A 26154-nucleotide genomic window follows, 5' to 3' on the forward strand; every position below is an offset into this window, starting at 1 on the left:
TCTCCTGTAGCTGGTCATACCTTGCGCCTGTTCTGGCCCAAATCAGCGGCTCATACCAGCCGTACAGAGCGAGGAGTTTGATTTAGAACATCCTGGAGTCAGCTTTTCTGCAGGCTGGCCTTGTTCAAGACCGGACACTTGTCGGCAAACGCAGCAGCGCCGCGCATCAGCGCGGCGCCGGGCCCAACGGGAGGAGGCCCATCGGGCCGAGGACGGGCGGGAGGATCCCGTCAGCTGGCCAAGGCCACCTCGGCGGCGTTCATCACCGCGCCGATGCGGCGGCCGGTGTCCACCATGCGGTTGGAGAAACCCCATTCGTTGTCATACCAGCTGACCACCCGAACCAGCCCCTCGGCGGTGACAGCGGTTTGCGCTGCGGCGAAGCAGCTGGAATGCGGGTCATGGTTGAAATCGACAGAGACCAGCGGGTCCTCCTCGTAAGACAGGATACCCTCCAGCCCGTTCCCTGCCGCCGCCTTGACCGCAGCATTGACCGCTTCAACCGTGGCAGGGCGTTCCGGCACAAAGCTCAGGTCCACCATGGAGACATTGGCGGTGGGCACCCGGATCGCTGAGCCTTCCAGCCGGCCCTTCAGATGCGGCAGCACCTCGGAGATTGCCCGCGCCGCACCGGTGGATGTGGGGATCATCGACAGCGAAGCCGCGCGGGCACGGTAGAGGTCCTTGTGGCTGGTGTCATGGGTTGGCTGGTCGCCGGTGTAGGCGTGGATCGTGGTCATGTAGCCGGTCTTGATGCCAAAGGCCTCATCCAGCACCTTGGCCAGCGGCGCCAGGCAATTGGTGGTGCAGGAGGCGTTGGAGACAATCACGTCCTCCGGCGTCAGGTCCATGTGGTTGACGCCAAAGACCACGGTGCGGTCGGCATCCTTGCCAGGGGCGGAGATCAGAACCCGCTTGGAGCCATTCTTCAGATGCCGCGCGGCCTCCTCGCGGGCGGTGAACAGGCCGGTGCATTCATAGGCGATGTCCACATCCTGCCAGGGCAAATCTTCCGGGTTGCGGACGGCGCTCAGACGGATGCTGTGATGACCGACGCGGATCAGGTCATCTGCCAGAAAAACGGGCGTCTTAAGGCGTCCGTGCACGCTGTCATATTTCAGCAGGTGAACCAGCGTTTCCGGCGGCGACAGGTCGTTGATGGCCACCACCTCGATATCCTTGGCTTCGCTTTCCAGCAGCGCCCGCAGCACCCCGCGGCCAATCCGCCCGAATCCGTTGATTGCAATCTTCAGTGTCATCCCTGATCTCCGGCTGGTGTACCGGAATTTGATCCGGTAGCGATAACGGTTGCGATACCGATAACGATAACGAGTACAAAAATCAAGCCCCTTGCCGGCAGAGCTGCCCTTGCGGCGGCCCGCGATCTGCAGGAGCATGGTGGTATGACCAAGAAACTGCTTCTGAAAGACGTGGCCAAACTGGCCGGTGTCAGTGAAATGACCGCGTCCCGTGCCTTGCGCGGGGCGCCGGATGTTTCTGCCAAGACCAAGGCAAAGATTGAGGAAATCGCCAGGACCCACGGCTATGTGCCAAACCGGATTGCCGGTTCCCTGTCCTCGCAATCGGTCAATCTGGTGGCAGTGGTGGTGCCGTCGCTCAACAGCTTTGTCTTCCCGGAGGTTCTCTCCGGGATTTCCGCCGTCTTGAAAGAAAGCCCCTTGAAGCCGGTGGTCGGGGTGTCGGGCTATGATCTGGAGGAAGAGGAGAGCGTCATCCGCGAAATGCTCAGTTGGCGGCCCTCTGGCCTGATTGTCGCCGGGCTGGAGCATACCGAGGTTACCCGGCGGATGCTGCAGCAGGCCGATTGCCCTGTGGTTGAGGTGATGGATGTCGATGGCGACCCCGTACGCCATTGCGTCGGCATCTCGCATCTGCAGGCCGGCCGCGGCATGGCAGAGCAGATCCTTGCCCGCGGCTACCGGAATATCGGTTTCATCGGCACCAAGATGCCGCAGGATTTCCGCGCGCGGAAGCGCTTTGACGGTTTCACGGACGGGCTGGCGGCGCAGAGCGTGACACTTGCCGATTTGGAGCATTACTCCGGCGAAAGTTCGATCCAGACCGGCCGTCAGCTGACGTCACAGATGCTTGCGCGCAACCCTCATCTTGATTGCATCTATTATTCAAGCGACGTGATGAGCGTGGGCGGGCTGATGCATTGCTTGGCCGCGGGACTGTCGGTGCCCGGCGATATCGCTTTGGCGGGATTCAACAACCTGCAAATCCTGCAGGGCTTGCCGCTGCAACTGGCGACCACGGATGCCTGCCGCCATGAAATCGGAGAGCGTGCGGCGCGGATCATCCTGAAATCACGGGAAACCGGCGGAGCAGAGGGGCTGGTTTTCGACCGTTTGACACCCGCGATCAGCCTTGGAGAAACGCTCTAGCCCGGCGTAACGGCTTACTGCTGCGACAGTCAGGCAACCGCCCCAGCAGCAAACATAGGCGATTTTTCTGGCTTTGACCGGCTGGCCGGGGCAACCTGCGGGTATGGTTCCAGTTCAGCGCGGGTTGGCCCGGTAAAGGAGTGCAGATGCCCAAGTACAATGACATGTTCGAGCTTTCGGTTGAGGATATGGACCTGATCGAAACCTCATTGCGCCACACAAGGGACACTCTGTCGGAAACCCACCCAGCGGCAGGCAGCGCTGATGCGGAAACCTTGCGCCGGGTCCACGCACTGCTGGGGCAGCTCCACAATCAGAAGATTTTCTACTACCCCAAAGACAAGGTTTACGTCAGCGGCTGACATCTTGCTAAACGAAGAAAGCGCTCCCCGCTGGACGGAGAGCGCTGTAATGTGTGAACCGAGAATTCTTACATTGCGGCCTGGAACAGCTGGGCAAGGTTCTCCTCGGTCAGCTCAATGGGGTTGCCGCCGCAGGAAGGGTCAATTATGGCGCCCTTGACCAGCTCAGGGATCGCATCGGCGGTGACACCCAGTTCGCCCAGCCCGCGCGGGATGCCAAGGCTGTCGTTCAAATCTTGCACATAGCTGCGGAAGCCGTCGAAGCCGCCTTCAATGCCCAAGTAAGCCGCTGCCATGTTGAAACGGTCCGCAATCACCGGGGCATTGAACTCAAGCACGCTGGGCATGCAGACTGCGTTGGTGGTGCCGTGGTGGGTATTGAAATGCGCGCCGATCGGATGGCTCATGGCGTGCATGGCGCCGAGGCCCTTCTGGAAGGCAGTGGCGCCCATCGCGGCCGCCGACATCATCTGGGCGCGGGCCTCGATGTCGGTGCCGTCAGCGTAGGCGCGCGGCAGATAATCCTTCACCAGCCGCATGCCCTCCAGCGCGATGCCCTGGGACATCGGGTGGTAATGCGGGCTCGAAAACGCTTCGACGCAGTGGGCAAAGGCATCGAGCCCGGTGCCAGCGGTGATGAACTTGGGCATGCCGACCGTCAGCTCGGGATCGCAGATAACCACTGCGGGCAGCACCTTGGGGTGCAAGATGATCTTCTTCTGGTGGGTGACGCTGTCGGTGATCACAGAGGCGCGACCCACTTCGGAACCCGTGCCAGCGGTGGTCGGCACTGCGATAATCGGTGCAATGGCGTCGGCATCGGCGCGTGTCCACCAGTCGCCGATGTCCTCAAAGTCCCAAACGGGCCGGGCCTGGCCCGCCATGAAGGCCACCATCTTGCCCAGATCCAGGCCGGAGCCGCCGCCGAAGGCGATCACCCCGTCATGGCCGCCAGCCCTGTAGGCGGCGACGCCGGCGTCCAGGTTCTTCTCATTCGGGTTCGGATCGACCTCGGAGAACATGCCGCGGCCGAGGCCAGCGGCCTCCATGATGTCGAGGGTGCTTTGCGTGACCGGCAGATCGGCCAGTCCCTTGTCGGTGACCAGCAGCGGCTTCTTGATGCCAGCGGCGGCACAGGCATCCGCCAGTTCCTTGATCCGGCCTGCGCCGAACTTGATTGCGGTCGGGTAGGACCAGTTTCCAACGAGAGACATGATGTGTTCCTTTGATGCAAGTGGCCCGCCCCGGGAGGAGAAACGGGGCGGGCGGGGCCGTCCGTCAGCCGGTGACCTTTTTCAGGTGATAGGATTTCGGACGGGTCAGATTGTGATAGCCGATGACCGAGAGGCCGCCGCCGCGGCCGGTGTCCTTGCAGCCGGTCCAGCAGAGGCCGGGGTCCAGGTAATCGGCGCGGTTCAAGAAGACGGTGCCGGTCTCGATCTGATCGCCCACGGCTTGCGCCCGCTCCACATCGCGGGTCCAGAGCGAAGCGGTAAGGCCAAAGTCGCTGTCATTCATGAGCCGGATGGCTTCCTCATCGGAGGAGACCTTCATGATGCCGACAACCGGGCCAAAGCTTTCCTCGCGCATCACCCGCATATCGTGGGTGACATTTGTCAGGATCTGCGGCGTCAGGTAGGCGCCGCCGTCATCTTCGGCAAAGGTTTCGATATGGGCCACGGCGCCGGCCTCGACCGCCTCGGCAATCTGGCCGCGCACCTCGCTGGCAAAGCGCACGTTGGCCATAGGGCCGATGGTGGTTTCAGCCTCCAGCGGGTTGCCGAGCTTGTAGCCCTTCACGATGGCAATGGCCTTCTCCAGGAAGGCATCAAACAGGCTCTCATGCACGTAGATCCGCTCGATGCCGCAGCAGCACTGACCGGAGTTGAACATGGCGCCGTCGATCAGCGTGTCCACCGCCGCGTCCAGATCGGCGTCTTCCATGACATAGCCGGGGTCTTTGCCGCCCAGCTCGGTGCCGACGCCGGTGAAGGTGCCGGCTGCCGCGCGTTCCATCGCCTGGCCGCCGCCCACCGAGCCTGTGAAGTTCACGAAGTTGAACGCCTTGGCAGCGATCAGTTCCGAGGTGGTATCGTGATCCAGAAAGACATTCTGGAACACATCTGCGGGAATGCCCGCCGAATGGAATGCCTGCGCCATCCGCTCACCCACCAGCAGCGTCTGGGTCGCGTGCTTCAGCACCACGGTATTGCCGGCAATCAGGGCAGGTGCCACGGTGTTGATCGCGGTCATATAGGGGTAGTTCCACGGGGCGGCCACAAAGACCACGCCATGGGGGATACGCTTGATGTAGCGTTTGAAGGTTGCGTCCTCGCCGACCTCAATGTCCGCAAGCGACTCTGCAGCGATCTTCGCCATGTGGCCTGCACGTTCATTGAAGCCGCCGAATTCGCCGCCATAGCGCACCGGGCGGCCCATCATATGCGCGAGTTCCGGCACAATCTCATCATTCATCGCACCGACAGCGGCCACGCCCGCCTTCACCAGATCAATGCGCTCCTGAAGCGGCCGGGCCGCCCAGGCTGCTTGCGCTGACCGCGCCCGTTCTGCCGCCGTGAAGGCGTCCTCGCGCGACAGCACCGCGCGTTCCGCAAAGACCGATCCGTCGATCGGCGAGATGCATTTCAATACCTGGCCCATTGCCATTCACTCCATTCAGAAAGGGCCAAAGCCCTCTTCATCTTTCCGAAAATACTCCAGGGGTCCGGGGGCTGGCCCCGGTGTTCTCCGGATCAGGCCCGCTCGAACCCTCGGGCGATCTCGTAGTCGGTGACCACCCGGTCGAAATCCTCGATCTCCACTTCCGCCGCGCGGACGTAGTGATCCACCACATCATCGCCAAGGGCCTTGCGCAGCATCGCCGAGCCGTTCAGTGTAGCTGCCGCATCGCGCAGGGTGCCCGGGATCATGCCGGTGTCGCCCTGATAAACATCGCCCCGGGTGGGGGCTTGCAATTCCAGCCCTTCTTCGATGCCCGCAATGCCTGCGGCCAGCATGCCTGCCATTGCCAGATAGGGGTTCATGTCGGAGCCCGGAATGCGGCATTCTACGCGGATCGCCTTGGTGCCGTCGCCGCAGAGCCGGTAGCCCGCAGTGCGGTTGTCCACCGACCAGATGATCCGGGTCGGCGCAAAGGTGCCCTTCATAAACCGTTTGTAGCTGTTGATATAGGGCGCCATGAACGCGGTGTAGTCGGGCGCGTATTTCAGCAGGCCCGCCATATAGTTCTTCATCAGCGCGGACATGCCCAGCTCGTCGCTCTCGTCAAAGAACGCGGGCTTGCCGTCCTGCCACAGTGACTGATGCACATGGGAGGAGGAGCCGACCTTGTCGTGGCTCCACTTCGGCAGGAAGGTCACCGCATGGCCCTGTTGCTCGGCGATTTCCTTGATCGCGTGCTTGGCAATGGTGTGGAACTCTGCCGTGTCCATCGCCGCTGCATATTTGATGTTCAGCTCCTCCTGGCCGGTCTCCGCCTCACCCTTGGAGTTCTCGATCGGCAGGCCCGCATCCCACAGGTGGTTGCGGATCGGGCGCATCACATGCTCCTCGCGGGTGGTCTGCAGGATGTTGTAATCCTCGTTGTAGCCGGAGATCGGCTCCAGGTCGCGGAAACCCGAGCGGCGGATCTCGTCAAAGCTCCTGGCGAAGAGGAAAAACTCCAGCTCGGTGGCGCACATGGCGTCGTAGCCCATCGCCTTCAGCCGGTTCACCTGCTTCTTCAGGATCGCGCGGGGGGAGTGGGAGACTTCTTCATGGGTGTGGTGATCCAGCACGTCGCACAGCACCATCACGGTGCCCTCCAGCCACGGCACCGGGCGCAGGGTGGAGAGGTCGGGCTTCATCACGTAGTCGCCGTAACCCCGCTCCCAGCTGGTCGAGGCATAGCCGTCCGGCGTCGCCATCGCCAAGTCAGTGGCCAGCAGGTAGTTGCAGCAATGGGTTTCCTCCCAGGCGCCGTTCACGAAATGCTTGGCATGGAAGCGCTTGCCCATCAGGCGGCCCTGCATGTCCACAAGGCAGACCAGAACGGTGTCAACGGCGCCATCGGCAACCTGGTCCTTAAGAGTGTCGAAGGAGAGCATGAGCGGCCCTTTGTCTGTTGCGCGCAAAACTTTTCCTCAAAAGTTTTGGCAAATTCCTTGAGTAAGGAATTTGGCCCGCTGCGGCGCAGGCCAAATCCCGTGTTTCAGCGCAAGCCTCAGCCGTAGCGGTAAGGGCGGCCGGCCTTCTGCATGTCAGCGTTATACTTCTTGAAGATCTCCACAACCTTCGCCTTGGTCTCAGACTCGGCTGCGATTTCATCCCAGAATTTCACCGCCGCGTCTTCGACCTGCTGCCATTCGTTGTCCGGAATGGTTGTCAGCTTCATCTTGTCGCCGTTCACACGCAGGGACGCTTCGCCGCCCCAGTACCACCACTGGCGGTAGTAATGCGACTGGTCGCAGCAGACGCGGAACAGGGTCTGCAGGTCTTCAGGCAGTTCGTTCCAGCGGCCCTGGTTGGCAAAGAACGACCCCGCCCAGGCACCGGAGATGTTATTGGTCAGGAAGTAGTCGGTCACGTCAGCCCAGCCGACGGTGTAGTCTTCTGTGATGCCGGACCAGGCGATGCCGTCCAGCTCGCCGGTCTGCACCGCGACCTCGATGTCTTCCCAGGGCAGGGTGACAGGCACCACGCCGAACTGAGCCAGGAAGCGCCCCGCGGTCGGGAAGGTGAAGACGCGCTTGCCTTTGAGGTCCTCCAGCGAATTAATCGGGTCCTTGGTGGCAAAGTGGCAGGGGTCCCAGGCGCCGGCCGAGATGTGCTTGACGCCGACCTTGGAATACTCTTCGTCCCAGATCTCGTTCAGGCCGTACTGGTTGAACAGCACCGGGACGTCCAGCGAGTAGCGCGAGGCAAAGGGGAAGTAGCCGCCGAACACGGTGACCTCGGTGGGCGAAGCCATCGAGTCATCATCCGACTGCACCGCGTCGATGGTGCCGCGCTGCATAGCGCGGAACAGTTCACCGGTGGGGACCAGCTGATCGGCGTAGTAAAGCTCGATTTGCATCCGGTCGCCAGCGATCTTGTTGAACATGTCGATGGCAGGTTTCACCACATGTTCGGCCAGCGCCGCACCGGCATAAGTCTGCATCCGCCACTTGATGGTGGACTGGGCCAGTGCCGGGGTGGCCAGCGGTGCCGCCATGGCGCCAACGCCTGCGGACTGCAAAAACTTACGTCTTGTTGTCATGTCTTCCTCTCCTCTGTTGAATTTAAATCAATGCCCGTGCCCGCAGGGCGCCAGGTTTCTGAACCCTTCACGGAGCCGTTGCGGTGCATTCTCGCGAAGGATATCGCCATGCGCGAGCACGACGGTTTCCGGTTTCCATTCCAGCATCCGGGTCAGGGCTTTGCGAAGCTTGTCCCGGTTGCCGGAGAAGGAGAACCAAATGTCGATTGGCATCTTGCCGTTAGGCGCCAGGATGCCTGCGGCCCAAGCCAGCGGCCTGATCCAAAGCGGCAGCGTCTTGCTGGGCATGTTTTCGATCAGGTCGGTCAGCACCAGCACACTCGAGCGCTTGTGGAAGAATACCACCTCTGTGTGCACTTTGCTGCCGTGGACGATCAGCTGTTCAAGGTCGTCTTCCCATTCCGGTTCTGCATTGTCCTGCAGATCACGGTCAAAGCGGACGTCAACGGCCTGTTTCCGGGCCCGTTCGCGCACGTTGGGCGAGGCCCAGGCGATGGCCTCCGGATAGGCGTCAGCCCATTCCGCGATGTAGGCGTAGTGAATCCAGTTCGGGGAGACCAGGTGGCGGATGCGCCCCAACGCCTCCAGTGCCTTGGCCAGTTCCGGATTGTACTGGATCGGTGAGTGCAGGAACAGATCGCCGTTCTGCAGCCGGATCACGGTCATGCGGGTCTGGAAGGGGATCTTGTAGAATTCAATCGGCGGTCCGTCCACGATCCAGATGTCTGGCCCCAGAGTCTGCAGGATGGGCTTATTTTCCATAGACATACTCCGGCAGCCACAGGGCGATTTGCGGGAACATCATGATCAGGGCGAGCGCCAGCACCATCACCGCGGCAAAGGGAATGATCGAGACATAGATGTCCTTCAGTCCGATCTCCGGCGGTGCCATCGCGCGCATCAGGAACAGGTTGTAGCCGAAGGGCGGCGTCATATAGGCGATCTGGGTGGTGATGGTGTAAAGCACCCCGTACCAGATCAGATCAAAGCCAAGCGCCCCAACCAGCGGTACATAGAGCGGGGCCACGATCACCAGCATCGCGGTGTCATCCAGAAAGGTGCCCATCACGATGAAGCTCAGCTGCATCAGGATCAGGATCATCCAGGGGGAAAGGCCTAGCTTGGTGGTGAACAGATCCTCGATCGCCTTTACCGCGCCCAAGCCGTCGAAGATCGCGCCAAAGGCCAGCGCCGCCAGGATGATCCACATGAACATGCAGGAGATGCCGAGGGTCGAGCGCACCGAGGTTTCGAACACGTCCTTGTTCATGCGGCCCTTCAGCACAGCGGCGAGAAAGGCGGTCATCGCACCGATGGCAGAGCTTTCCACCAGAGAGGTCCAGCCGTTCACGAAGGGCACCATCATCGCGGCGAAGATCGCCAGGGGCAGCACGCCGGAGAACAGCAGGCGGTACTTCTCCTTCATGAACACGTCCTTGTAGAACATAGCGTTCTTGCGGGTCAGGAAGGACAGCAGGCCAAGGGCCAGTGCTACGCCAAGTGCGGCTTTGGTTTCCATCGCACCCGTCAGGATCAGCAGCGGCACCAGCACCAGCGTGCCAATGGTGATGTAATTAAGGCGCAGCGGGTGGTCGGTGATCTGCTCATACTCGGCCAGATCCTCCGGGTGCATTGCGGGGCCGAGGTTCGGCTGCATCCGGGCGCGGACATAGATGTAGATGATGAACATGGTGGCCATCAGCAGGCCGGGGATCACACCAGCCAGCCACAGCTGCCCCACCGGCTGGCGCGCGATCATCGCATAGAGCACCAGCACCACCGAGGGCGGCACCAGAATGCCCAGCGAGGAGCCTGCCTGAATGGTGCCGGTCACCAGAATTTTGTCGTAACCGCGGCGCAGCAGTTCGGGCAGGGCAATGGTTGCGCCGATGGCCATGCCCGCCACCGACAGGCCGTTCATCGCTGAAATCAGAACCATCAGGCCGATGGTGCCGATCGCCAAACCGCCCTTCACCGGCCCCATCCACACGTGGAACATCCGGTAGAGGTCGTCGGCGATCTTCGACTCCGACAGCACGTAGCCCATGAAGATGAACATCGGCAGCGTCAGCAGCGGATACCATTTCATCAGCTTCATGGCGGCGGAGAAGGGGATTTCCACCCCGCCGGTGCCCCACAGCAGCATGCCGGCAACCGCGCCGACAAAGCCGATGGCGCCAAATACCCTCTGGCCGGTCATCAGCATGAGCATCATGCCGGCAAACATCACGATGGCGATCCATTCGTAGGACATCAGATTTCAACTCCGCGCAGGCGTCCGATATCCCGGAACAGTTCGGCAAGGCATTGCAGCAGCATCAGAAAGACGCCGAAGCAGAGGATGGTTTTGACGGGCCACAGGAACGGCCGCCAGGCGGTGGAGCTGCGCTCCAGGTAGCCGAGCTTTTCACCTGCGGCGGCAGGGCCTTCGCTCAGCAGCGTTTTCAGCAGGTCCCAGAAGAACTGTAGCGGCTCCAGCCCGAAATAGCCGAGGCTATAGGCGGTGGAGCTGAGGGCGCCGTACATCAGGATCACAAGATATGTCATCAAGAACAGCACGGTGAAGGCATCCACCAGCGCCTTGGTTTTCGTCGACCAAGCGCCATAGAACAGGTCCATCCGCACGTTTGATCCCAGTTGCATCGAGTAAGGGCCGCCCAGAACATAATAGGCGACCATCACGAACTGTGCGGTCTCCAGCGTCCAGTGCGACGGATTGAAGAACGTCTTGGATGCCGAGGACCACAGCAGCACCCCGATCAGGGCAAAGATCAGATACATGGCAAAGCGGCCGATTGCGCGGTTCATCGCGTCGATGCCGCGGACATAAGCCCGGATTATCTTAGGCATCTGACCCTCCCTCTGCCGCCAGCGCGGCCAGGGCCGGACGCAGCAATGCCAGCATTTCTTCTGCCATGGCCTCTTCTTCTTCTGGCGTTGTCACCAGATCATTTCGGATTTCGATCATCACATTGGCCAGCCCGTGCGCCAGCCCATGAATTTTCAAGGAGTGCGTGACACCGTCAGCCGGGCCATAGGGCTCGTTGCGCTCCACCCGGCGGTGCGCCAGGGCAGGGGATTGTGCCAGCATCGCGTCTGCCAGCCTGCTGTCTGCGTCATGCAGGATGCCGATCTCGACTCCGCGTTGCTGGCCGAAATAGACCGGGGTGAAGCTGTGCATTGTGACCAGCATGGTCTGCAGCCCGGCTTCCTTGCGGGCTTTGATCACATCAGAAACGGTGGCGCAGAAGGGATCATAAACCGTTTCAACCCGCTCCTGGCGTTGTTCTGCGGTCAGTCCCTTGTTGCCGGGAACGACCACCAGCTCGGATTTCTCCGGCATGGCACTGGCGGCTTCTGGCGGGCGGTTGCAGTCGTAGACCAGCCGCGACACGGTGCTGGCGATCAAAGGGGCGTCCATTGCCTTGGACATGTGGAGAGCCACGGCCCTGGCGCCGGGATCCCAGGCGGCATGGCTCAGCCGGTCTGCGTCGCGCAGGCCCAGCCCGTTGTATCTGGCCGGAATGCTACTGGAGGCATGCTCACACAGCAGCAGGACCGGGCTGGTGCCGTTACGGTTCACCACTTCCACCGCATCCCCCTGAGCGTGAGAATCGCTCTCGTGCATGTGCTGCCTCCCATTGAGTTGGAAAAATGTTTCCATGAAGAGATATTTGTGTCAATATCTTTTCATGATCGGTTCCGGACAGGGATTCCTGAAACTTTCTTTTCAGGCCGGTTCCGGGGTAGAAAGTGTCTGTTCAAAACAGGAATGCGCCGTTGTCGAAACCGCCTGCCACCGTTCGCGAGTTGATCCGCGAGAACTACTCCTCGCTCACCCAGTCCGAACGAAAGTTCGCGAATTTGCTTCTGGAGAACTATCCCGCGGCGGGGTTGGCCTCGATTACTATCGTGGCCGGCAATGCCGAAGTTTCCACGCCGACGGTGGCGCGGATGGTGCAGAAGCTGGGTTTTAAGGGGTATCCGCAGTTCCACCAGGCATTGCTGAAGGAACTGGAGGCCAAGGTCTCCGGCCCGACTAAGCGGCGTGACAACTGGGCATCAGAGGCGCCTGAGGGACACCTGTTGAACAGATTTGCACAGGCTGTCACGGACAACCTGCAGCAGACGTTTTCCAACATCGACTCCGCTCAGTTCGACGCCGCCGTGCACCAGCTCGCCAATACCGAGGGGCGGCTTTATGTGGTGGGCGGGCGCATCACACGGGCGCTGGCGGATTACGCCTTTACCCACTTTCAGGCGATCCGGCAGCGGGTCACCCATATGACGTCCTCCTCCGCCACCTGGCCGCATTACGTGCTTGATATGGTGGAAGGCGACACGCTGCTGATGTTTGACGTGCGCCGGTACGAGACCAACCTGCAAAGGCTGGCCGAACTTGCCTCCGAGCGAGGGGTGAAGATCGTGCTGATCACCGACCAATGGGCCAGCCCGATTGCCTCGGTTGCCGAACACACCTTCAACTGCTGGGTCGAAATCCCGTCGGCCTGGGATTCCAACATTTCCACCATGATGCTGCTGGAAGCGATGATCGCCGCTACACAGGAGGAGAGCTGGGACAAAACCAAGGACCGCTACGACCGGCTGGATGAACTGTTCGACATGACCCGGCTGTTCCGCAAGTTCTCCTGATCCGCCGCATGGACATTGCCTGCCGGTTGCGCCTTACTGGGGAACAAGCCGGTTTCATTCAGGCAGGAGTATTCACATGCGTTTTTCCGGAATTCTGACAGCTGCCGCCCTGGCAGCATTGGTCGCCGCGCCCGCAGCGGCCAATCCTCTCAGCCGTATTCTGGCCAAGTCCGGGCTGACACCGCAGGACACCAACATCATGCGGCAGGCTGAGCAAACCCTGCTGGCTGAGGCGCAGGGCGGTAAACGGGCCAAGTGGAGCAACCCGGACAGCGGCGCGCACGGCGAGGTGCAGGTGGCGGGCAAAGAAGGCGATTGCGTTCTTTTGCAGCACCAGGCCTTTGTCAAAGACGATCAGACGCCGAAGCAGGCCCGCCGGAAATTCTGTCCGTCTGAGGGCAAATGGCTGCTGTCCCAATAGGAACGGCGGCTGAAGTTCAGCAACAATTTTCGCAAGGATAAGAGATGTCTGAAATAACCCGCAGCCACACCGGCCAGCGTATGAGCCAGATCGTGACCCACGGAGATACAATTTACCTGGCAGGGCAGGTTGGCACTGCCGGTGCCAGCGTGGCGCAGCAGACCCAGGACTGCCTGGACAAGATCGACACGCTGCTGGCGGAGGCGGGCAGCGACAAGACCCGTATCCTGCAAACTGTGATCTGGCTGGCCGACATGAAGGATTTTGCCGAGATGAATGCGGTCTGGGATGCCTGGGTGCCAGAGGGGCATGCCCCTGCACGCGCCTGCGGCGAAGCAAAGCTGGCCCGCGAGGATTTCCTGGTGGAACTGATCGTAACTGCGGCCAAACCCTAAGTTAGCCTTGGCGGGTAAAGGAAAGGCGGGCAGGCAGCCCGCCTTTGTTGCTGATGATCTAGTCCAGAGCCGCGGAGGCCTTCCTGATGGCTGCCTCAGTCTGTTCCAGATCCTCGTCTGTCAGTGCCAGGCTGGGGTAGGTCTTGCCCGGCGATTTGAAGATGCCTTCCTGGCGCAGCACCGCATTATAGCGCTTGGTGCGTTCGGCGTTTCCGGCCTGGGTGTCACGGTAATCGCGCACTTTGGCATCTGTGAAGACGACCTCGAACAATGCGGGTTCACCAACGATTTGGAACGGCACCCCGGATTCTTCCAGCGCCGCACTGGTCATCTGCATCAGCCGTTGGCCGGTGCGGTTCAGCTTGTCATAGGCACCCTCGCGGCGCAGCACTTCCATGGTTTTCAGGCCCGCGACTGCCGCCACCGGGTTACCCGACAGCGTGCCTAACTGCATCAGCCAGCCTTCGGCACCCACTTCCGCCTTGTCGAAGTGCCGCATGATATCGGCCCGGCCCACAGTGGCCGCCAGCGGGAAGCCGCCGCCAATGACCTTGCCCAGCGTCGCCAGATCCGGTGTCACTCCATAAAGCTCCTGGCCGCCGCCATAGGTGGAGCGGAAGCCGGTGACCACCTCGTCAAAGATCAGCAGGCTTCCGTGTTTCTGAGTTTCCTCGCGCAACAGCTGCAGGAAGCCCGGCAGCGGCGGCACAATACGTTGCAGCGGCTCGGCAATGATGGCCGCAATCTCGTGCCCGTGCTCTGCCATCAGCTGCTTGATGTATTCGAAGTCATTGAAAGGCGCGACCAGCACCTCTGCCGCTACTGACGGCGGGATGCCTGCACTGTCCGGCACGGCCTGCGGGAAATTCACACGAACCGAGGGCGCCAGGCTCATCTGCGCTTCCGCCGACATGCCATGGTAGCCGCCTTCAAACTTCACGATCTTGGTGCGCCCGGTAAAGGCACGGGCCAGCCGGATCGCATACATGTCTGCTTCGCCGCCGGTGGAGACATAACGCAACTGCTCGGCGCAAGGCACCGCGCGGCAGATATCCTCAGCCAGTTCAATGCCGCGGGTATTGCTGGCAAAGAAGGTCATGCCTTTCGGCAATTGCTCCAGAACGGCCTCCAGCACCTCAGGGTGACCGTGGCCCAGCATCATCGGACCGGAGCCTATCAGGTAGTCTATGTACTCCTTGCCGTCTTCGTCCCAAACACGCGAGCCCTTGCCTTCGCGGATGACGATGCCGGGATCGAAGTTGCCAAAGCCGCCGGCGGGCAGCACTGCCTTTGCGCGGTCAATCCACTCGGCCTGGGTGAGGATCTTTTCCATGTTTTCAAGTCCTGTCGGGGCTGGTTTGCCCTAGTTGGAGTTTTTTTGACCAAAAAGTCAAAAACTATTCGATCACGGCTGCGGGAGGGCCGAGAGCTTCCCGGTCTGGCCGCACGCCCAGGCCGGGGCCTTCAGGCGGCGCGATACGTCCATTGCGGCGCTCTGGTCCTGCCGGGTCAAGCCGCGGGCTGACGTAAGAGGACAGATCGCAGACATTCATCAGCCGCAGCGGATCGGTAGATGCGCCCAGGTGCAGAAGCGCCGCGGTGGTAATGTCGGAGCCCCAGGTATCCTCGATGCACATCTTGGCACCCAAGTGCAGGCACAGATCGCGCGCGCGGCGCGATGCTGAAAGACCGCCGAATTTCGACAGCTTGATGGCCACCGCATCCATCACGCCTGCCGCATGGCCGGCCAGCAGTGAGGCCGTGTCATGAGCGTTCTCATCCAGCTTCATCGGCAGCCCGCAGGCCGCGCGCACCCGGGCGCAATCCTCGATAGTGGCGCAGGGCTGTTCCAGCATGATGTCCAGATCCGCCACTGCCCGGCCCACGCGCGAGGCATCCAGCGACGTGGCGCCGCAGTTCCAGTCGCCATAGACAAGAGGGCCTTCGCCAACCGCCTCCCGCACCATCCGCAGCCGGGCCACGTCGGCCTGCCAGTCGCGGTCGGCACCCAGCTTCACCTGGAACTGGGTGATGCCGGTCTCCTGCGCCTCTCGCGCGATACGGGCCATTTCCTCTGGTGCGATACAGGTGATCGAATGATACAGCGGCATGTCTGCCTGCCGCTGGCCGCCCAGCAGCGCATTCAGCGGCAGGTTCGCGGCCTGTGCGGACAGGTCCCACAGGGCGATGTCGATGGCGGACTTGGCATATGGATGCCCCTGCAGCCAATGATCTAGCCTGGACATCAACGCTTCCGGCCCCACCGGGTCCGCGCCCAGCAGCACCGGCGCCAATTCTTCAACCGCAGGCACCACGCCGCGGGCATAGGCGGGCAGATAATGCGGGATCGGGCAAACTTCGCCCCAGCCGGTAAGCCCGCCATCGGTGTCCAGCGCCAGCACCACGCTTTCAACCGTATCGCAGGTCTTGCCCTCAGCCATGTAATAGGCGGTGTGGCTGGTCAGCGGCACACGCCAAAGGGAAATACGGGTGATCTTCATGAGCGTGCTCCCAGTTCGGATTTCTTCAACAGATCGTCTCCGCGCCAGAAGGCTGCCGCCAGCAGCGGGCCGGGCACCATATCGATGGCATGTTTCTGGTGCGGCGCGTGGTGGATTGTGTCGCCGGGGCCTTCATCCCGCACCGGGCGGCCTTCTGAATAAAACCGGGCCTGGCCAGCGAGGATCAGGTAGGTCTCCTCGGGAGCGTGCGAATGCTCGCCGTAGTGCTGGCCTGCACCCCAATAACCGATGGACAGACGCATCCCGTCGCTTTGATACAGCCCCTCGGGCGAGATCAGGTTGACCCAGCCATAATTGTCCAGCCAATCGCGGGTGAAGCCGTCGGCTTCGGTATAGGTCTGCTGCCAGCGCAGGCGCGGCAGGGCAGAGGCCAGTGCGGCCACCGCAGGCGCAGTTGCCTCGCTGACCTGCTTGCCGGAAACCGCAAGCTTTTCAATTCTATTGCACACTGGCAAGCGGAGCGGCTCCGCATCCAACACCGGCAGTCCCTGCATCCGCGCTGCGAACCAGGCCAGCCCTTCAGTCCGGGCAGCAAGCTGTGCCAGTTCCTGTAATAGCCGCGCGGGCATCACCTTCAGCCTCCAAAGACTGCAACCGGGGCACCCAGCGTGCCTTCCTCGGGCGTTACGCCAATGCCAGGCAGGGCGGGCGGCACTGCCACGCCGCGGTGATTCCGAGCGCCCTGGCCGGGGACCGGGTCCACGTCCAGATGATAGTGGCACAACCAGCTCGCCAGCCGGTTCGCCTCGGGAGACGAGGCCGCCAGATGGATCGCCGCGGTATCTGCAAGCGCCGAGCCTCCCACATCTTCGATGTGCATTTGCCAGCCCACTGAAACACCAAAGTCGCGGATCTGCCGGGCCTTGGTCAGCCCGCCAACACGGTTTGGCTTCACCTTCACGCCCTCGCAGGCGCCGCGTTTCCAGGCCTGCAGATGATCGCCGAACGCATGCAGGCATTCGTCCAGCATGATCGGGTTGGACACGCGCGCCGCCACATGGGCGCATTGATCCAGCGTCTCACAGGGCTGTTCCACCCAGTCGCGCGCCTTGACCGAGTTCAGGACCTCGACCGCCACCGCAGGCTGCCAGGCGCGGTTCACGTCAAAAGTTACCTTGTGGCCCTTGGGGAGACCTTCGGAGATCGCCTCGATCCGGTCGATATCCAGGCCGATGTCAGTACCGCCCACCTTGGCGGAATGCACGGTATAGCCTTTTTCCGCCGCACGGTTGATCAGCGCCAGCATCTCCTCCGGCGTTCCGGTTGAGATTGAGGAGTTCACCAGCACTGGTGCCGCCTCAGCCCCGCCCAGCAGCTGCCACAGCGGCAGGCCGGAGGTCTTGCCCAGGATATCCCAGCAGGCCATGTCGATGGGGGATTTTACATAAGGGTGTCCCGGCAGCTGCACATCCATCACCCGGTTCACGTGATCCAGGCTTCGCGGGTCCAGCCCGATCAGGGCGGCGGCCAGCGTCTCGATCCCTGCCCGGATTCCCGGCCCATGCGCAGGCAGATAGGTATGCCCCCAGGGGCAGCCTTCACCCCAGCCCGAAACGCCCTCGTCTGTGTCGATACGCACAAATGTGCTGTCGAGCTTCTCGAACTTCAGCCGCCCGCCCGACAGGTAGTAGGGCTCGGTCAGCGGCATATCGAGCTGGTAGACGGTGATGCGGGCGATTTTCATGCGATGCCTCCAAACTCGGCGACAGGTGCACCGAGGCTCTCGAAATCCGGGGTAACGCCAAGCCCCGGCGTGTCCGGTGCATAGAGTTTGCCGTTCTCTGCCCAGGCGCCGCCGACGCCGGTTGAGCGGGTGTTGTAGTTCATAAGATCGGTGGTGTTGTGCAGGTATTCCGGCGGAGTGGTGGCTGCGAAATGGGAGAGAGTTGCGCTGGCGATTTCACCGCCCCAGGTGTCCTCGGCCACCACAGGCAGGCGGTTTTCGACCAGATAGTCCCGCACCCGCCGCGCCTTGGAAATGCCGCCGAGGTTGGAGATCTTGAGGCAAATCAGATCGGCTCCGTGGTCCGCGACGATGCGCTGGGCGGCGTTCATTCCGGTCACGCATTCATCCAGTTTCATCGGCAGGTCGGTGCGCATTCGCACCTGCTGGCATTCTTCATAGGTGCGGCAGGGCTGCTCCAGTATGTAATCCAGATCCTTGGTCGCCCGCGCCACCCGCAGCGCATTGTCGACCCGCCAGCCCTGATTGGCGTCAGCCATCGCCTTTTCTCCGGGTTTCAGCAGCGGTACGGTGGCATGGATACGCTCGATATCTGCCGCCCAGTCGCCGCCCACTTTGGTCTGGAACTGGCGGTAGCCCTGCGCGCGGTAGCGGTCCATCTCGGCAATGGTTTCCTCGGTGCCTTTCTGCGGTGCTACCCGGTACATCGGCGCGCCATCGGTCAGCTTGCCGCCCCACAGCCGCCACAACGGCGCATCCAGCGATTGGCCCAGTATGTCCCAGCAGGCAGCGTCAAACGGAGCCTTGGCGTAGCCATGCCCCTGCACAAGGTGGTCCATGATCTGCTCGATCCGGGCAACGTCCCTGGGGTCCTCGCCAATAAGGGCAGGGGCCACCAGGCGCGCAAGAGCGGGCACGCCTTGGGAACGCGCCACCATGTAATTCTCGCCGCAGGGTGTGAACTCGCCGCAGCCCTGCAGGCCCGCATCGGTGTCGATCACCACAACTGAGGCGGTGGCGGTTTCAATGGCATTGCCCGCGCCCCAGACATAGGCACCGCCGACATACGGAAGGCTGGTCTGAAACACGCGGATCCGGGTGATCTTCATATCCTTTGCTCCTTCCGCTCAGCCCGGGAACCTTGCCGTGTCACCTGCTGCCGCGGGAAATGCCGCATGGCAGCCTTTGGCGGCTTTCAGCGTCGGGCCGGACAACGCCCGCTTCACGGGATCACCACGATATTGCCGGTGTGTTTCTTGGCAATGAAGGCAGCCTGGGCTTCCTTCAGCTGGTCCAGCGGGTAAGCCGCGGCCAGTGCCGGCCTGATCTCGCCCTTCTCGATGTAGGAGACCACATCAGTGAAGTTATGATGCGGTGTCACGGTAGAGCCGGTAAAGGTCAGATCGCGCAGGTAGAAGGTGCGCAGATCCAGCTCCACCATCGGTCCGGCAATCGCGCCTGAGCAGGTGTAGCGCCCGCCGCGTTCCAGCACACTGATCAGCTGGGGCCACTGCGCGCCGCCGACCACATCGGCCACCACGGTCACTTTCTCATCGCCAAGTGCGGCCCGCAGGTTCTCCGGCGCGCGCGGCAGGATCAGATCGGGACCAAGCTCCGCCACCTCGGCGTGTTTGGCCTCAGACGCCATCGCGATCACCCGCGCGCCGCGGCGCTTGGCAAGCTGGATCAGCGCACCGCCAACCCCGCCGGAGGCGCCGGGGATCAGCACCGTGTCACCGGCGCCAACGCCGGCGCGGCTCAGCATCCCTTCGGCTGTGACATAGGAGCAGGAGAAGGTCGCCAGCTCCGCATCGCTGAGGGGGCTGTCGACAATTGCCACGCCGCGCACGTCCGCCTTGGTGTATTCGGCAAAGCCGCCATCGCATTCGGAGCCGAAGTAGCCGGCCTCGTCCTTGTTCTCCGGGTCGTCCCAGTCACGCGCCCAGCCGCCGACCATGACGCGCTTACCGATCAGGGCCGGGTCAGCGCCGTCGCCGACGGCCACCACTTCGCCAACCGCATCCGCACCTTGAATGCGCGGAAACGTCAGGGGGCGGCCGCCCCAGGTCGGGTCTTCCTCGCCCACTTCGTCAAAGGCGCCGCCGGTGGTGGCCCCCTCGACAGTTTTTGAATACCAGCCGGAGCGGGTGTTCACATCGGTGTTGTTCAGCCCGCAGGCACCGACCTTGATCAGCACCTCCATCGGGCCAGGCTGCGGCACCGGCCAGTCCTCGTGCCATTCATATTTGTCCATATCGCCGTGGCCGGTCAGAACCATTGCCTTCATGGTGTCGGGCAGGGTCATTATTCGCGTTTCCCTTTTGGTTATGGGGGAGGGGGCGCTGCCCCCCGCCTTTGGCTCCCCCCGGAGTATTTTTAGCAAGATGAAAGGGGGAGCCGGGTTCTGTTTATTCTGCCGGGGTGAGCGCGGCGTCGGTGCGGGGCAGCAGGCTATCGGGATCATAGGCGGGGGCGCCCAGGATCCGGCCCTTGCGTGGCTTACCTGCGATGATCACCTCGATCTCCGTGCCCGGCACATTGGCGTGCGGTTTGACATAGGCGAAGGCCAGTATCTTTCCGACAGTGTGGCCATAGGCAACCGAGGCGGTGGAGCCCACAACCTGGCCATCCAGCAGGACCGCCTCGCCGCCATTGCCGTCTTCGATGCCGTCCGGTTCGATCTCCAGGTAGGCACAGACCCACGGCTTGTCCGCGTCGTTCAGCGTCTTGTCCTTGCCCAGATACTCCTTGTCTGTGCGGGCAAAGCGGAGCACATCGGCCTCGGCCAGAGTAACCTCATTGGTGAGTTCGCCTGCGCCTTTGAAGCCCTTTTCCATCCGCATCGCGTTCATCGCAAAGGAGCCGTAGTCGGCAATACCATGCGCCTCGCCTGCTGCCCAAAGCGCATCATAGACCGCCAAGGTGCTGTCGCGCGGGATATGGAGCTCCCAGCCAAGTTCACCGGCATAGGACATGCGGAAGGCCCAGAGCGATTGGCCTGCAACCTCGATCTGCTGCGCGGTCAGCCATTTGAAACCTGCGTTGGTCAGATCGGCATCGGTGCAGGCGGCCAGGACCTCGCGGGCTTTCGGGCCATTGAGAGCAAGGGCGGCCCAATCGGTGGAGAGGGTTGTGATCTCCACTTCTTCGCCCGCGAGGTTCTGGTTCAGATGGTCCAGCAGCCGCTGTTCAAAGAACGCGGCACAGACCAGGTAGTAACTGTCCTCGGCCAGTTTCACGACAGTGGTTTCCAGTTCGATCCGGCCGCGGCGGTTCAGCATGTGGGTGAGGGCAATGCCCCCCACCTTTTGCGGCAGCCGGTTGGCGGTCAGCCGGTCCAGCAGGGCAGCTGCGCCGGGGCCTGAGACCTCAACCTTGGTGAAGGCGGAAATGTCCATGATGCCCACGCTGTCGCGCACGGCCTTGCATTCCAGCCCGACCATGTCGTGCACTTCATTGCGGCGGAAGGAATAGTGATCGCGCTGCTCCACACCGTTTTGGGCAAACCAGCGGGGGCGCTCGTGGCCGTAAACCTCCTCATAAACCGCGCCCTTTTCCTTCAGCCTGTCATAGAGCGGCGAGGGTTCGATGGGGCGGCCCGCGAGGCGGTTGAAATGCGGGAAAGGGATCTCATGGCGCAGCTTGTAATCCTCATGCGCCTTGGTCACCTGCCAGTCCTTGGTGGCATAGGAGCCGAAGCGGCGCGGGTCATACTCGCGCATCGAGATGTCGGCTGCGCCATGCACCATCCAGCGCGCCAGCTCGCGGGTGAGGCCCGGGCCCCAGCCGATGCCGATCTGGGTGCCGCAGCAGCACCAGTAGTTCTTGACGCCCGGTGCCGGGCCAATCAGCGGGTTGCCATCCGGCGGATGCGAGATTGCACCGTGGACCTCGCGCTGGATGCCGAGATCTGCAAATATCGGCATCCGGTTCAGGCTTTCCTCCAGCCAGGGCATCACCCGGTCATAGTCGGCATCGAACAGCCAGTTCTCGTACTCCCAAGGGCAGTGGTCGTGCCAGACTGAGTTGCTGCCTTCCTTTTCGTATATCCCGATCAAGCCACGCTTCTGCTCCATCCGGATGTAGCCCGAGACCTTCTTGTCGTCGCGGATGACGGGGAGTTCCTTATCCAGCGCCTCGAACTCCGGCACCGGTTCGGTCACAAAATAATGGTGGGTCATCGAGGTCATCGGCAGTTGCAGCCCGGACCACTCGCCCATCTGGCGGGCATAGGTGCCGCCGGCGTTCACCACATGCTCGCAGCGGATGGTGCCTTTCTCCGATTCCACGATCCACTCGCCGTTATCGGCCTGGGTGATGTTGGTGGCGCGGCAATGGCGGATGATCCGCGCGCCCAGCTGGCGGGCGCCTGCGGCCAGTGCCATGGTCACATTGGTCGGGTCCACATGGCCGTCATCAGGGGTGTAGAGCGCGCCCAGAACCCCTTCGAGGTTATAGAAGGGATGCAGCTCGGCAACCTTCTCCGGGCCGACCAGCTCGATGTTGAATCCCAGCGAACGCCCGACGGACAGGGTGTGGCGCAGCCAGTCCATCTCATCCTCGGTATAGGCCAGGCGGAACGAGCCGCAGCCATGCCAGGTGACGGCCTGGCCGGTCTCTTCCTCCAGCTTCCCGGAATAGAGGCCGATGTTGTAGTCCACGCATTTGCCGAGGCCAAAGGAGCTGGTGGAATGGGTGATCTGTCCCGCCGCGTGCCAAGTTGAGCCTGATGTCAGTTCGGCCTTCTCCAGCAGAACCACCTCCGGGCCCCAGCCCTCGTGCGCCAGGTGGTAGGCCAGGCCCACCCCCATCACGCCGCCGCCCACGATGACCACACGGGCCTGTGCCGGGAATTCTTTGTCAGCCATTTCGCCGTTCCTGATTGCAGAGTCGCTTTTCTGCTCGACAGGCTAATTCCATATTTGTACCATCGTCAATCATGAATGGCACAAATGTATCATCGACTGTTTTGGAGCGCCTCACCGAAGAGTGGGATGCGCTGACCCCTGAGGCACAGAAGGCGGCCCGCTATGTGCTGGAAAACCCTGCGGATGTTGGGGTTTCCACCGTGCGCGAGATTGCCGAGGCCGCCAATGTGAAGCCCAACACCTTTGTCCGCATGGCGCGGCAGGTGGGGTTCGAGGGCTACGAGGATTTCCGCGCCCCGTTCCGCGAGGCGATTCGCAGGGGCGGGGTGTCCTTCCCTGACCGCGCGCGCTGGCTGCAGGACATCGGCAAGTCCGGTGAACTGGGCGGTCTTTATGCCGATATGGTGGGCGCGGCGATCCGCAATATCGAGGAAACCTTTGCAGGCATTAATGCGGAAAGGCTGGAGGCTGCGGCGCAGGCGATCTGGCAGTCCCGGCAGGTCTTTACTCTTGGCGTTGGCGTCAACAACGCCAACGCCCGCAACTTCACCTATCTTGCCTCCACCGGCATGAAGCAGTTCCACGCCATCCCGCGGCCCGGTTCCACGGCGGTCGATGACCTCGCCTGGGCGGACGGCCAGGATGTGCTGATTGCCATGACCTGCAAGCCCTACCGGGCCGAGGTGATCGAGGCGATTAAGATCGCGCGCGAACAAGGGGTCACGATCATCGGAATCTCCGACAGCCCCGCCAGCCCTGTGGTTCTGAATGCGGATCATGGTTTTGTCATCGCGGTAGACACGCCGCAATTCTTCCCGTCATCCGTCTCGACCATAGCCTTGCTGGAAACGCTGCTCTCCTTCGTGATTGCGGTCTCCAGCGAGGAAATCGTCGAGCGGGTGGAGAAATTCCATAAACGCAGGCACCAGCTGGGCCTTTATGCGGAGGACCCTGAATGAACGCCCCTCTGACACATTCCCTTGAGGCGCGGTACTATACCGACCCGGCTATCTTCGAGGCTGAACGAAAGGGCTTGCTGGCCCGCACCTGGCAGTTTGCCGGCCATGCCAGCCAGCTGGAAAGCCCCGGCGACTACTTCGCCTTTGAGATGGCAGGCGAAAGCCTGTTCAGCATCAAGGGGCGCGATGGCGAGATCCGCACTTTCTATAATGTCTGCCAGCACCGCGCGCACCAGCTGGTTTCGGGCGAAGGCACCACGCGCGTTGTGGTCTGCCCCTATCACGCCTGGACCTATGAGCTGACCGGTCAGTTGCGCGCCGGGCCGAACCTGAAATCGGTGCAGGGCTTCGACAAGTCCAAGGTCTGCCTGACTGAGGTGCGCACTGAAGTCTTCCTGGGCTTCATCTTTGTGAACCTCGACCCGGAAGCCAAGCCGATGGACGGCTGGTTCCCGAATGTCCGAACAGAGCTGGAAAGCTTTGTGCCCAACTGGGCGGATCTGAAACCGCTGGAATGGGTGGAGATCCCCGAAAATTGCAACTGGAAGGTCTCGGTCGAGAACTACTCCGAGTGCTATCACTGCAGTCTCAATCACCCGACTTTTTCCACTGGAGTGATTAAGCCGGAAACCTATGACATCCAGCCTCAGCGCTTCTGCCTGCGCCACACGACCGAATGCAACTCGCTGGACCAGATGACCTATGACATCAACTCCGGCTTTGAGAACAACGAGAAATATTCCAGCTGGTTTCTGTGGCCGATGTTCTCCTTCCAGGTCTACCCCGGCAACCTGCTCAACACCTATCACTGGCGGGCGGTGGATGCCGATCATGTGGTGGTCTGGCGCGGCTGGTACTCGATCCGCGGTGAAGATAATGAAACTGTCCGCCGGATGGCGGTGCAGGATCGGGCGACCACGGTGGAGGAAGACATTCATCTGGTGGAATCCGTGCAGCGCGGGTTGCACAGCCGCGGCTATGTGCCGGGACCTCTGGTGGTCGATCCCTCTTGCGGAGTGAACTCTGAGCATTCAATCCTGCATCTTCAGAAGTGGATGCGCGAAGCGGCAGACCGCGACCAACAGGAAGCAGGGAAGTAACCGGTGATGACACAGCTTGATGCCGAATGGCTGAACTACATTGATGGCGCCTGGGTGCCGGGCGGGGCAGGGTGGATCGATGTCACCAACCCGGCCAATGGTGAGCTGCTGGCGCGCCATGCGCTGGCCGATGCCGCCGACGTGGACCGTGCCGTGCAGGCGGCCCGCCGTGTGCATCTGTCCGGCGAGCTTTCAGCGCTGCGCCCGATTGCACGCGGCCGCATGGTGCAGGCAATGGGCCGCTACCTGTTGGACAACGTCAACGAGATCGCCCGCGTCCTGACCCTGGAACAGGGCAAGCCGCTGTGGGAAGCCCGGATCGAGATTGAGGGCGCCGCCCTCTATTTCGAATACTACGGCAATCAGGCCAGCACCGTCGAAGGCCGCTCGATCCCGCTGGGCGGCGGCTATTTCGACTGGACCGAGAATGAGCCGATGGGCGTCTCCGCCCAGATCATCCCCTGGAACTATCCGGTGGAGATGACCGCGCGTTCTTTGTCCGCAGCGCTGGCCACCGGCAACGCCTGCGTGATCAAGACGCCGGAGCTTACCCCGCTCACCAATGCCTGGCTCGCCCGCGCGGCTGAGGCCGCCGGTTTTCCGGCCGGTGCAGTCAACGTGCTCTGCGGCTATGGCCACGAAGCCGGCGCGGCGCTGGCAGGCCATCCGCAGGTCAATCAGATTGTCTTTACCGGCTCGGTGCCCACCGGCATCCGCATCGCCACCGCGGCAGCGCAGAACGTGGTGCCTTGCGTGCTGGAGCTTGGCGGCAAGTCCGCTGCCATTGTCCATGAAGACGCCGATCTTGAGGCGTTTGAGAACGACATCCGCTGGGGCATCTATTTCAACGCAGGCCAGGTCTGCAGCGCCATGAGCCGGGTGATTGTGCACGAAAGCCGCCACGATGAGCTGGTCGAGCGTGCAGTGAGTGTGGCCGAAAGCCTGAGCGTGGGCGCGGGCATCGACCGTCCCGAGTTCGGCGCCAATATGGGCGCCATGGTCTCCATGCCGCAGCGGGACCGGGCGCTGGGCATCGTTCAGCAGGCCCAAGCCGATGGCGCAACCATTGCAACAGGCGGCAGCCCCGTCGGCAATGCAGGCGCTTTCCTGGCGCCAACCGTTGTCTCGGGCATCACGCCGTCGGACAGCATCGCCAGCGAGGAGATTTTCGGACCCGTTCTCTCGGTCCTCAAGTTTAAGTCCGATGCCGAAGCGGTCGAGATTGCCAACAGCACCGAATACGGGCTGGTCGGCGGCGTCTTCACCCGGGATCTGGATCGCGCCACCCGCTGCGCCCGCCAGATCCGTGCGGGCCAGGTTTTTGTGAACGAATGGTACGCAGGCGGCGTCGAAACCCCCTTCGGCGGCTACGGCAAGTCCGGCTACGGCCGTGAAAAGGGCCGCGAGGCACTGTGGAACTACGTGCAGACCAAGAATATCGCCATGAAACTGAGAGGCTGAGATGAGCGCATTTGACGAAGACCTGTTCCTGAAAGGCATGGAGCAGCGCAAGGCAACGCTTGGC

General features: G+C 62.1%; 25 protein-coding genes (1 of these 25 only partly in view). 9 read left to right on the plus strand and 16 right to left on the minus strand.

Annotated features, from left to right (window positions below; all coding sequences use genetic code 11):
• Positions 1-230 precede the first annotated feature (230 nt).
• The gene (gene gap / locus A9D60_RS01885) at positions 231-1259 is read right to left on the minus strand and encodes a type I glyceraldehyde-3-phosphate dehydrogenase (protein ID WP_065266020.1); all 1029 of its coding nucleotides are present in this window, start codon (positions 1257-1259) and stop codon (positions 231-233) included.
• 144 nt (positions 1260-1403) lie between these two features.
• On the opposite strand from gap, the gene A9D60_RS01890 reads away from it, so the two are divergent.
• On the plus strand, positions 1404-2408 hold the full coding sequence (locus A9D60_RS01890) for a LacI family DNA-binding transcriptional regulator (RefSeq protein ID WP_065266021.1): 1005 nt from the start codon (positions 1404-1406) through the stop codon (positions 2406-2408).
• Positions 2409-2554: 146 nt separating this feature from the next.
• Positions 2555-2770 carry a hypothetical protein gene (locus A9D60_RS01895; RefSeq protein WP_065266022.1) on the plus strand — a complete coding sequence of 72 codons (216 nt, stop codon included), beginning with the start codon at positions 2555-2557 and terminating at the stop codon, positions 2768-2770.
• A 68-nt stretch (positions 2771-2838) separates the two neighbouring features.
• On the opposite strand, the gene A9D60_RS01900 is transcribed toward A9D60_RS01895, so the two are convergent.
• The 8 genes from A9D60_RS01900 to A9D60_RS01935 form a co-directional block, all read right to left on the minus strand.
• Positions 2839-3984 (minus strand): iron-containing alcohol dehydrogenase, encoded by a 1146-nt coding sequence (locus A9D60_RS01900; RefSeq protein ID WP_065266023.1) that lies wholly within the window; start codon positions 3982-3984, stop codon positions 2839-2841.
• A 64-nt stretch (positions 3985-4048) separates the two neighbouring features.
• On the minus strand, positions 4049-5431 hold the full coding sequence (locus tag A9D60_RS01905; protein ID WP_065266070.1) for an aldehyde dehydrogenase family protein: 1383 nt from the start codon (positions 5429-5431) through the stop codon (positions 4049-4051).
• Between the two features lie 92 nt (positions 5432-5523).
• The gene (locus A9D60_RS01910; RefSeq protein ID WP_065266024.1) at positions 5524-6876 is read right to left on the minus strand and encodes a glutamine synthetase family protein; all 1353 of its coding nucleotides are present in this window, start codon (positions 6874-6876) and stop codon (positions 5524-5526) included.
• A gap of 116 nt (positions 6877-6992) precedes the next feature.
• Positions 6993-8027: a TRAP transporter substrate-binding protein gene (locus A9D60_RS01915; RefSeq protein WP_065266025.1), complete on the minus strand. Its 1035-nt coding sequence runs from the start codon at positions 8025-8027 to the stop codon at positions 6993-6995.
• A gap of 27 nt (positions 8028-8054) precedes the next feature.
• Positions 8055-8789, minus strand: coding sequence for a DUF4336 domain-containing protein (locus A9D60_RS01920; protein WP_254656603.1), 735 nt, complete (start codon positions 8787-8789; stop codon positions 8055-8057).
• The gene (locus A9D60_RS01925; protein ID WP_065266027.1) at positions 8779-10281 is read right to left on the minus strand and encodes a TRAP transporter large permease; all 1503 of its coding nucleotides are present in this window, start codon (positions 10279-10281) and stop codon (positions 8779-8781) included. The genes A9D60_RS01920 and A9D60_RS01925 overlap by 11 nt, the downstream gene beginning before the upstream one ends.
• Complete coding sequence (locus A9D60_RS01930) at positions 10281-10877, minus strand: TRAP transporter small permease subunit (protein ID WP_065266028.1); 597 nt, start codon at positions 10875-10877, stop codon at positions 10281-10283. The genes A9D60_RS01925 and A9D60_RS01930 overlap by 1 nt, the downstream gene beginning before the upstream one ends.
• On the minus strand, positions 10870-11655 hold the full coding sequence (locus A9D60_RS01935; protein ID WP_065266029.1) for an N-formylglutamate amidohydrolase: 786 nt from the start codon (positions 11653-11655) through the stop codon (positions 10870-10872). The genes A9D60_RS01930 and A9D60_RS01935 overlap by 8 nt, the downstream gene beginning before the upstream one ends.
• 152 nt (positions 11656-11807) lie before the next feature.
• Between A9D60_RS01935 and A9D60_RS01940 the strand changes: the two genes are divergently transcribed.
• From A9D60_RS01940 to A9D60_RS01950, 3 genes are all read left to right on the plus strand, one after another.
• Complete coding sequence (locus tag A9D60_RS01940) at positions 11808-12680, plus strand: MurR/RpiR family transcriptional regulator (protein WP_065266030.1); 873 nt, start codon at positions 11808-11810, stop codon at positions 12678-12680.
• 76 nt (positions 12681-12756) lie between these two features.
• Positions 12757-13101, plus strand: a complete 345-nt coding sequence (locus tag A9D60_RS01945) for a hypothetical protein (RefSeq protein WP_065266031.1) — start codon at positions 12757-12759, stop codon at positions 13099-13101.
• A 44-nt stretch (positions 13102-13145) separates the two neighbouring features.
• Complete coding sequence (locus A9D60_RS01950; protein WP_065266032.1) at positions 13146-13496, plus strand: RidA family protein; 351 nt, start codon at positions 13146-13148, stop codon at positions 13494-13496.
• A gap of 58 nt (positions 13497-13554) precedes the next feature.
• Here A9D60_RS01950 and A9D60_RS01955 read toward each other — a convergent pair whose 3' ends face one another.
• The 7 genes from A9D60_RS01955 to A9D60_RS01985 all read right to left on the minus strand — a co-directional run bounded on the left by A9D60_RS01955 (position 13555) and on the right by A9D60_RS01985 (position 22570).
• Positions 13555-14829, minus strand: coding sequence for an aspartate aminotransferase family protein (locus tag A9D60_RS01955; protein WP_065266033.1), 1275 nt, complete (start codon positions 14827-14829; stop codon positions 13555-13557).
• A gap of 64 nt (positions 14830-14893) precedes the next feature.
• Positions 14894-15997 carry a mandelate racemase/muconate lactonizing enzyme family protein gene (locus A9D60_RS01960; protein ID WP_065266034.1) on the minus strand — a complete coding sequence of 368 codons (1104 nt, stop codon included), beginning with the start codon at positions 15995-15997 and terminating at the stop codon, positions 14894-14896.
• Positions 15994-16587 carry a dimethylsulfonioproprionate lyase family protein gene (locus A9D60_RS01965; protein ID WP_065266035.1) on the minus strand — a complete coding sequence of 198 codons (594 nt, stop codon included), beginning with the start codon at positions 16585-16587 and terminating at the stop codon, positions 15994-15996. The genes A9D60_RS01960 and A9D60_RS01965 overlap by 4 nt, the downstream gene beginning before the upstream one ends.
• Positions 16588-16592: 5 nt before the next feature.
• Positions 16593-17702 carry a mandelate racemase/muconate lactonizing enzyme family protein gene (locus tag A9D60_RS01970; protein ID WP_065266036.1) on the minus strand — a complete coding sequence of 370 codons (1110 nt, stop codon included), beginning with the start codon at positions 17700-17702 and terminating at the stop codon, positions 16593-16595.
• The gene (locus tag A9D60_RS01975) at positions 17699-18811 is read right to left on the minus strand and encodes a mandelate racemase/muconate lactonizing enzyme family protein (RefSeq protein WP_065266037.1); all 1113 of its coding nucleotides are present in this window, start codon (positions 18809-18811) and stop codon (positions 17699-17701) included. The genes A9D60_RS01970 and A9D60_RS01975 overlap by 4 nt, the downstream gene beginning before the upstream one ends.
• Positions 18812-18924: 113 nt before the next feature.
• Entirely contained in the window at positions 18925-20007 is a 1083-nt protein-coding gene (locus A9D60_RS01980; protein WP_065266038.1) for an alcohol dehydrogenase family protein, read from the minus strand.
• Between the two features lie 103 nt (positions 20008-20110).
• Positions 20111-22570 carry an FAD-dependent oxidoreductase gene (locus tag A9D60_RS01985; RefSeq protein ID WP_065266039.1) on the minus strand — a complete coding sequence of 820 codons (2460 nt, stop codon included), beginning with the start codon at positions 22568-22570 and terminating at the stop codon, positions 20111-20113.
• A gap of 71 nt (positions 22571-22641) precedes the next feature.
• On the opposite strand from A9D60_RS01985, the gene A9D60_RS01990 reads away from it, so the two are divergent.
• The 4 genes in view from A9D60_RS01990 to A9D60_RS02005 are tightly spaced (at most 6 nt apart) and all read left to right on the plus strand, a layout consistent with a single transcriptional unit that may run on beyond the window.
• Positions 22642-23529, plus strand: coding sequence for a MurR/RpiR family transcriptional regulator (locus A9D60_RS01990; protein ID WP_065266040.1), 888 nt, complete (start codon positions 22642-22644; stop codon positions 23527-23529).
• Positions 23526-24629 carry an aromatic ring-hydroxylating oxygenase subunit alpha gene (locus tag A9D60_RS01995; RefSeq protein ID WP_065266041.1) on the plus strand — a complete coding sequence of 368 codons (1104 nt, stop codon included), beginning with the start codon at positions 23526-23528 and terminating at the stop codon, positions 24627-24629. The genes A9D60_RS01990 and A9D60_RS01995 overlap by 4 nt, the downstream gene beginning before the upstream one ends.
• Positions 24630-24635: 6 nt before the next feature.
• Positions 24636-26090, plus strand: coding sequence for an aldehyde dehydrogenase family protein (locus tag A9D60_RS02000; RefSeq protein WP_065266042.1), 1455 nt, complete (start codon positions 24636-24638; stop codon positions 26088-26090).
• Position 26091: 1 nt separating this feature from the next.
• Positions 26092-26154, plus strand: the start of a protein-coding gene (locus A9D60_RS02005; protein WP_065266043.1) for a carboxymuconolactone decarboxylase family protein. It continues 321 nt past the right edge of the window; only the first 63 of its 384 coding nucleotides appear in the window; the start codon lies at positions 26092-26094; its stop codon lies off the right edge, out of view.

The sequence above is a fragment of the Leisingera sp. JC1 genome, assembly GCF_001679925.1.
In the GTDB taxonomy this organism is placed as follows: domain Bacteria; phylum Pseudomonadota; class Alphaproteobacteria; order Rhodobacterales; family Rhodobacteraceae; genus Leisingera.

Bases quoted from the DNA above. Each gene is read 5' to 3' on its own strand.
- gap (WP_065266020.1), bottom strand. From the start codon at position 1,259: ATGACACTGAAGATTGCAATCAACGGATTCGGGCGGATTGGCCGCGGG.
- A9D60_RS01890 (WP_065266021.1), top strand. From the start codon at position 1,404: ATGACCAAGAAACTGCTTCTGAAAGACGTGGCCAAACTGGCCGGTGTC.
- A9D60_RS01895 (WP_065266022.1), top strand. From the start codon at position 2,555: ATGCCCAAGTACAATGACATGTTCGAGCTTTCGGTTGAGGATATGGAC.
- A9D60_RS01900 (WP_065266023.1), bottom strand. From the start codon at position 3,984: ATGTCTCTCGTTGGAAACTGGTCCTACCCGACCGCAATCAAGTTCGGC.
- A9D60_RS01905 (WP_065266070.1), bottom strand. From the start codon at position 5,431: ATGGGCCAGGTATTGAAATGCATCTCGCCGATCGACGGATCGGTCTTT.
- A9D60_RS01910 (WP_065266024.1), bottom strand. From the start codon at position 6,876: ATGCTCTCCTTCGACACTCTTAAGGACCAGGTTGCCGATGGCGCCGTT.
- A9D60_RS01915 (WP_065266025.1), bottom strand. From the start codon at position 8,027: ATGACAACAAGACGTAAGTTTTTGCAGTCCGCAGGCGTTGGCGCCATG.
- A9D60_RS01920 (WP_254656603.1), bottom strand. From the start codon at position 8,789: ATGGAAAATAAGCCCATCCTGCAGACTCTGGGGCCAGACATCTGGATC.
- A9D60_RS01925 (WP_065266027.1), bottom strand. From the start codon at position 10,281: ATGTCCTACGAATGGATCGCCATCGTGATGTTTGCCGGCATGATGCTC.
- A9D60_RS01930 (WP_065266028.1), bottom strand. From the start codon at position 10,877: ATGCCTAAGATAATCCGGGCTTATGTCCGCGGCATCGACGCGATGAAC.
- A9D60_RS01935 (WP_065266029.1), bottom strand. From the start codon at position 11,655: ATGCACGAGAGCGATTCTCACGCTCAGGGGGATGCGGTGGAAGTGGTG.
- A9D60_RS01945 (WP_065266031.1), top strand. From the start codon at position 12,757: ATGCGTTTTTCCGGAATTCTGACAGCTGCCGCCCTGGCAGCATTGGTC.
- A9D60_RS01950 (WP_065266032.1), top strand. From the start codon at position 13,146: ATGTCTGAAATAACCCGCAGCCACACCGGCCAGCGTATGAGCCAGATC.
- A9D60_RS01955 (WP_065266033.1), bottom strand. From the start codon at position 14,829: ATGGAAAAGATCCTCACCCAGGCCGAGTGGATTGACCGCGCAAAGGCA.
- A9D60_RS01960 (WP_065266034.1), bottom strand. From the start codon at position 15,997: ATGAAGATCACCCGTATTTCCCTTTGGCGTGTGCCGCTGACCAGCCAC.
- A9D60_RS01965 (WP_065266035.1), bottom strand. From the start codon at position 16,587: ATGCCCGCGCGGCTATTACAGGAACTGGCACAGCTTGCTGCCCGGACT.
- A9D60_RS01970 (WP_065266036.1), bottom strand. From the start codon at position 17,702: ATGAAAATCGCCCGCATCACCGTCTACCAGCTCGATATGCCGCTGACC.
- A9D60_RS01975 (WP_065266037.1), bottom strand. From the start codon at position 18,811: ATGAAGATCACCCGGATCCGCGTGTTTCAGACCAGCCTTCCGTATGTC.
- A9D60_RS01980 (WP_065266038.1), bottom strand. From the start codon at position 20,007: ATGACCCTGCCCGACACCATGAAGGCAATGGTTCTGACCGGCCACGGC.
- A9D60_RS01985 (WP_065266039.1), bottom strand. From the start codon at position 22,570: ATGGCTGACAAAGAATTCCCGGCACAGGCCCGTGTGGTCATCGTGGGC.
- A9D60_RS01990 (WP_065266040.1), top strand. From the start codon at position 22,642: ATGAATGGCACAAATGTATCATCGACTGTTTTGGAGCGCCTCACCGAA.
- A9D60_RS01995 (WP_065266041.1), top strand. From the start codon at position 23,526: ATGAACGCCCCTCTGACACATTCCCTTGAGGCGCGGTACTATACCGAC.
- A9D60_RS02000 (WP_065266042.1), top strand. From the start codon at position 24,636: ATGACACAGCTTGATGCCGAATGGCTGAACTACATTGATGGCGCCTGG.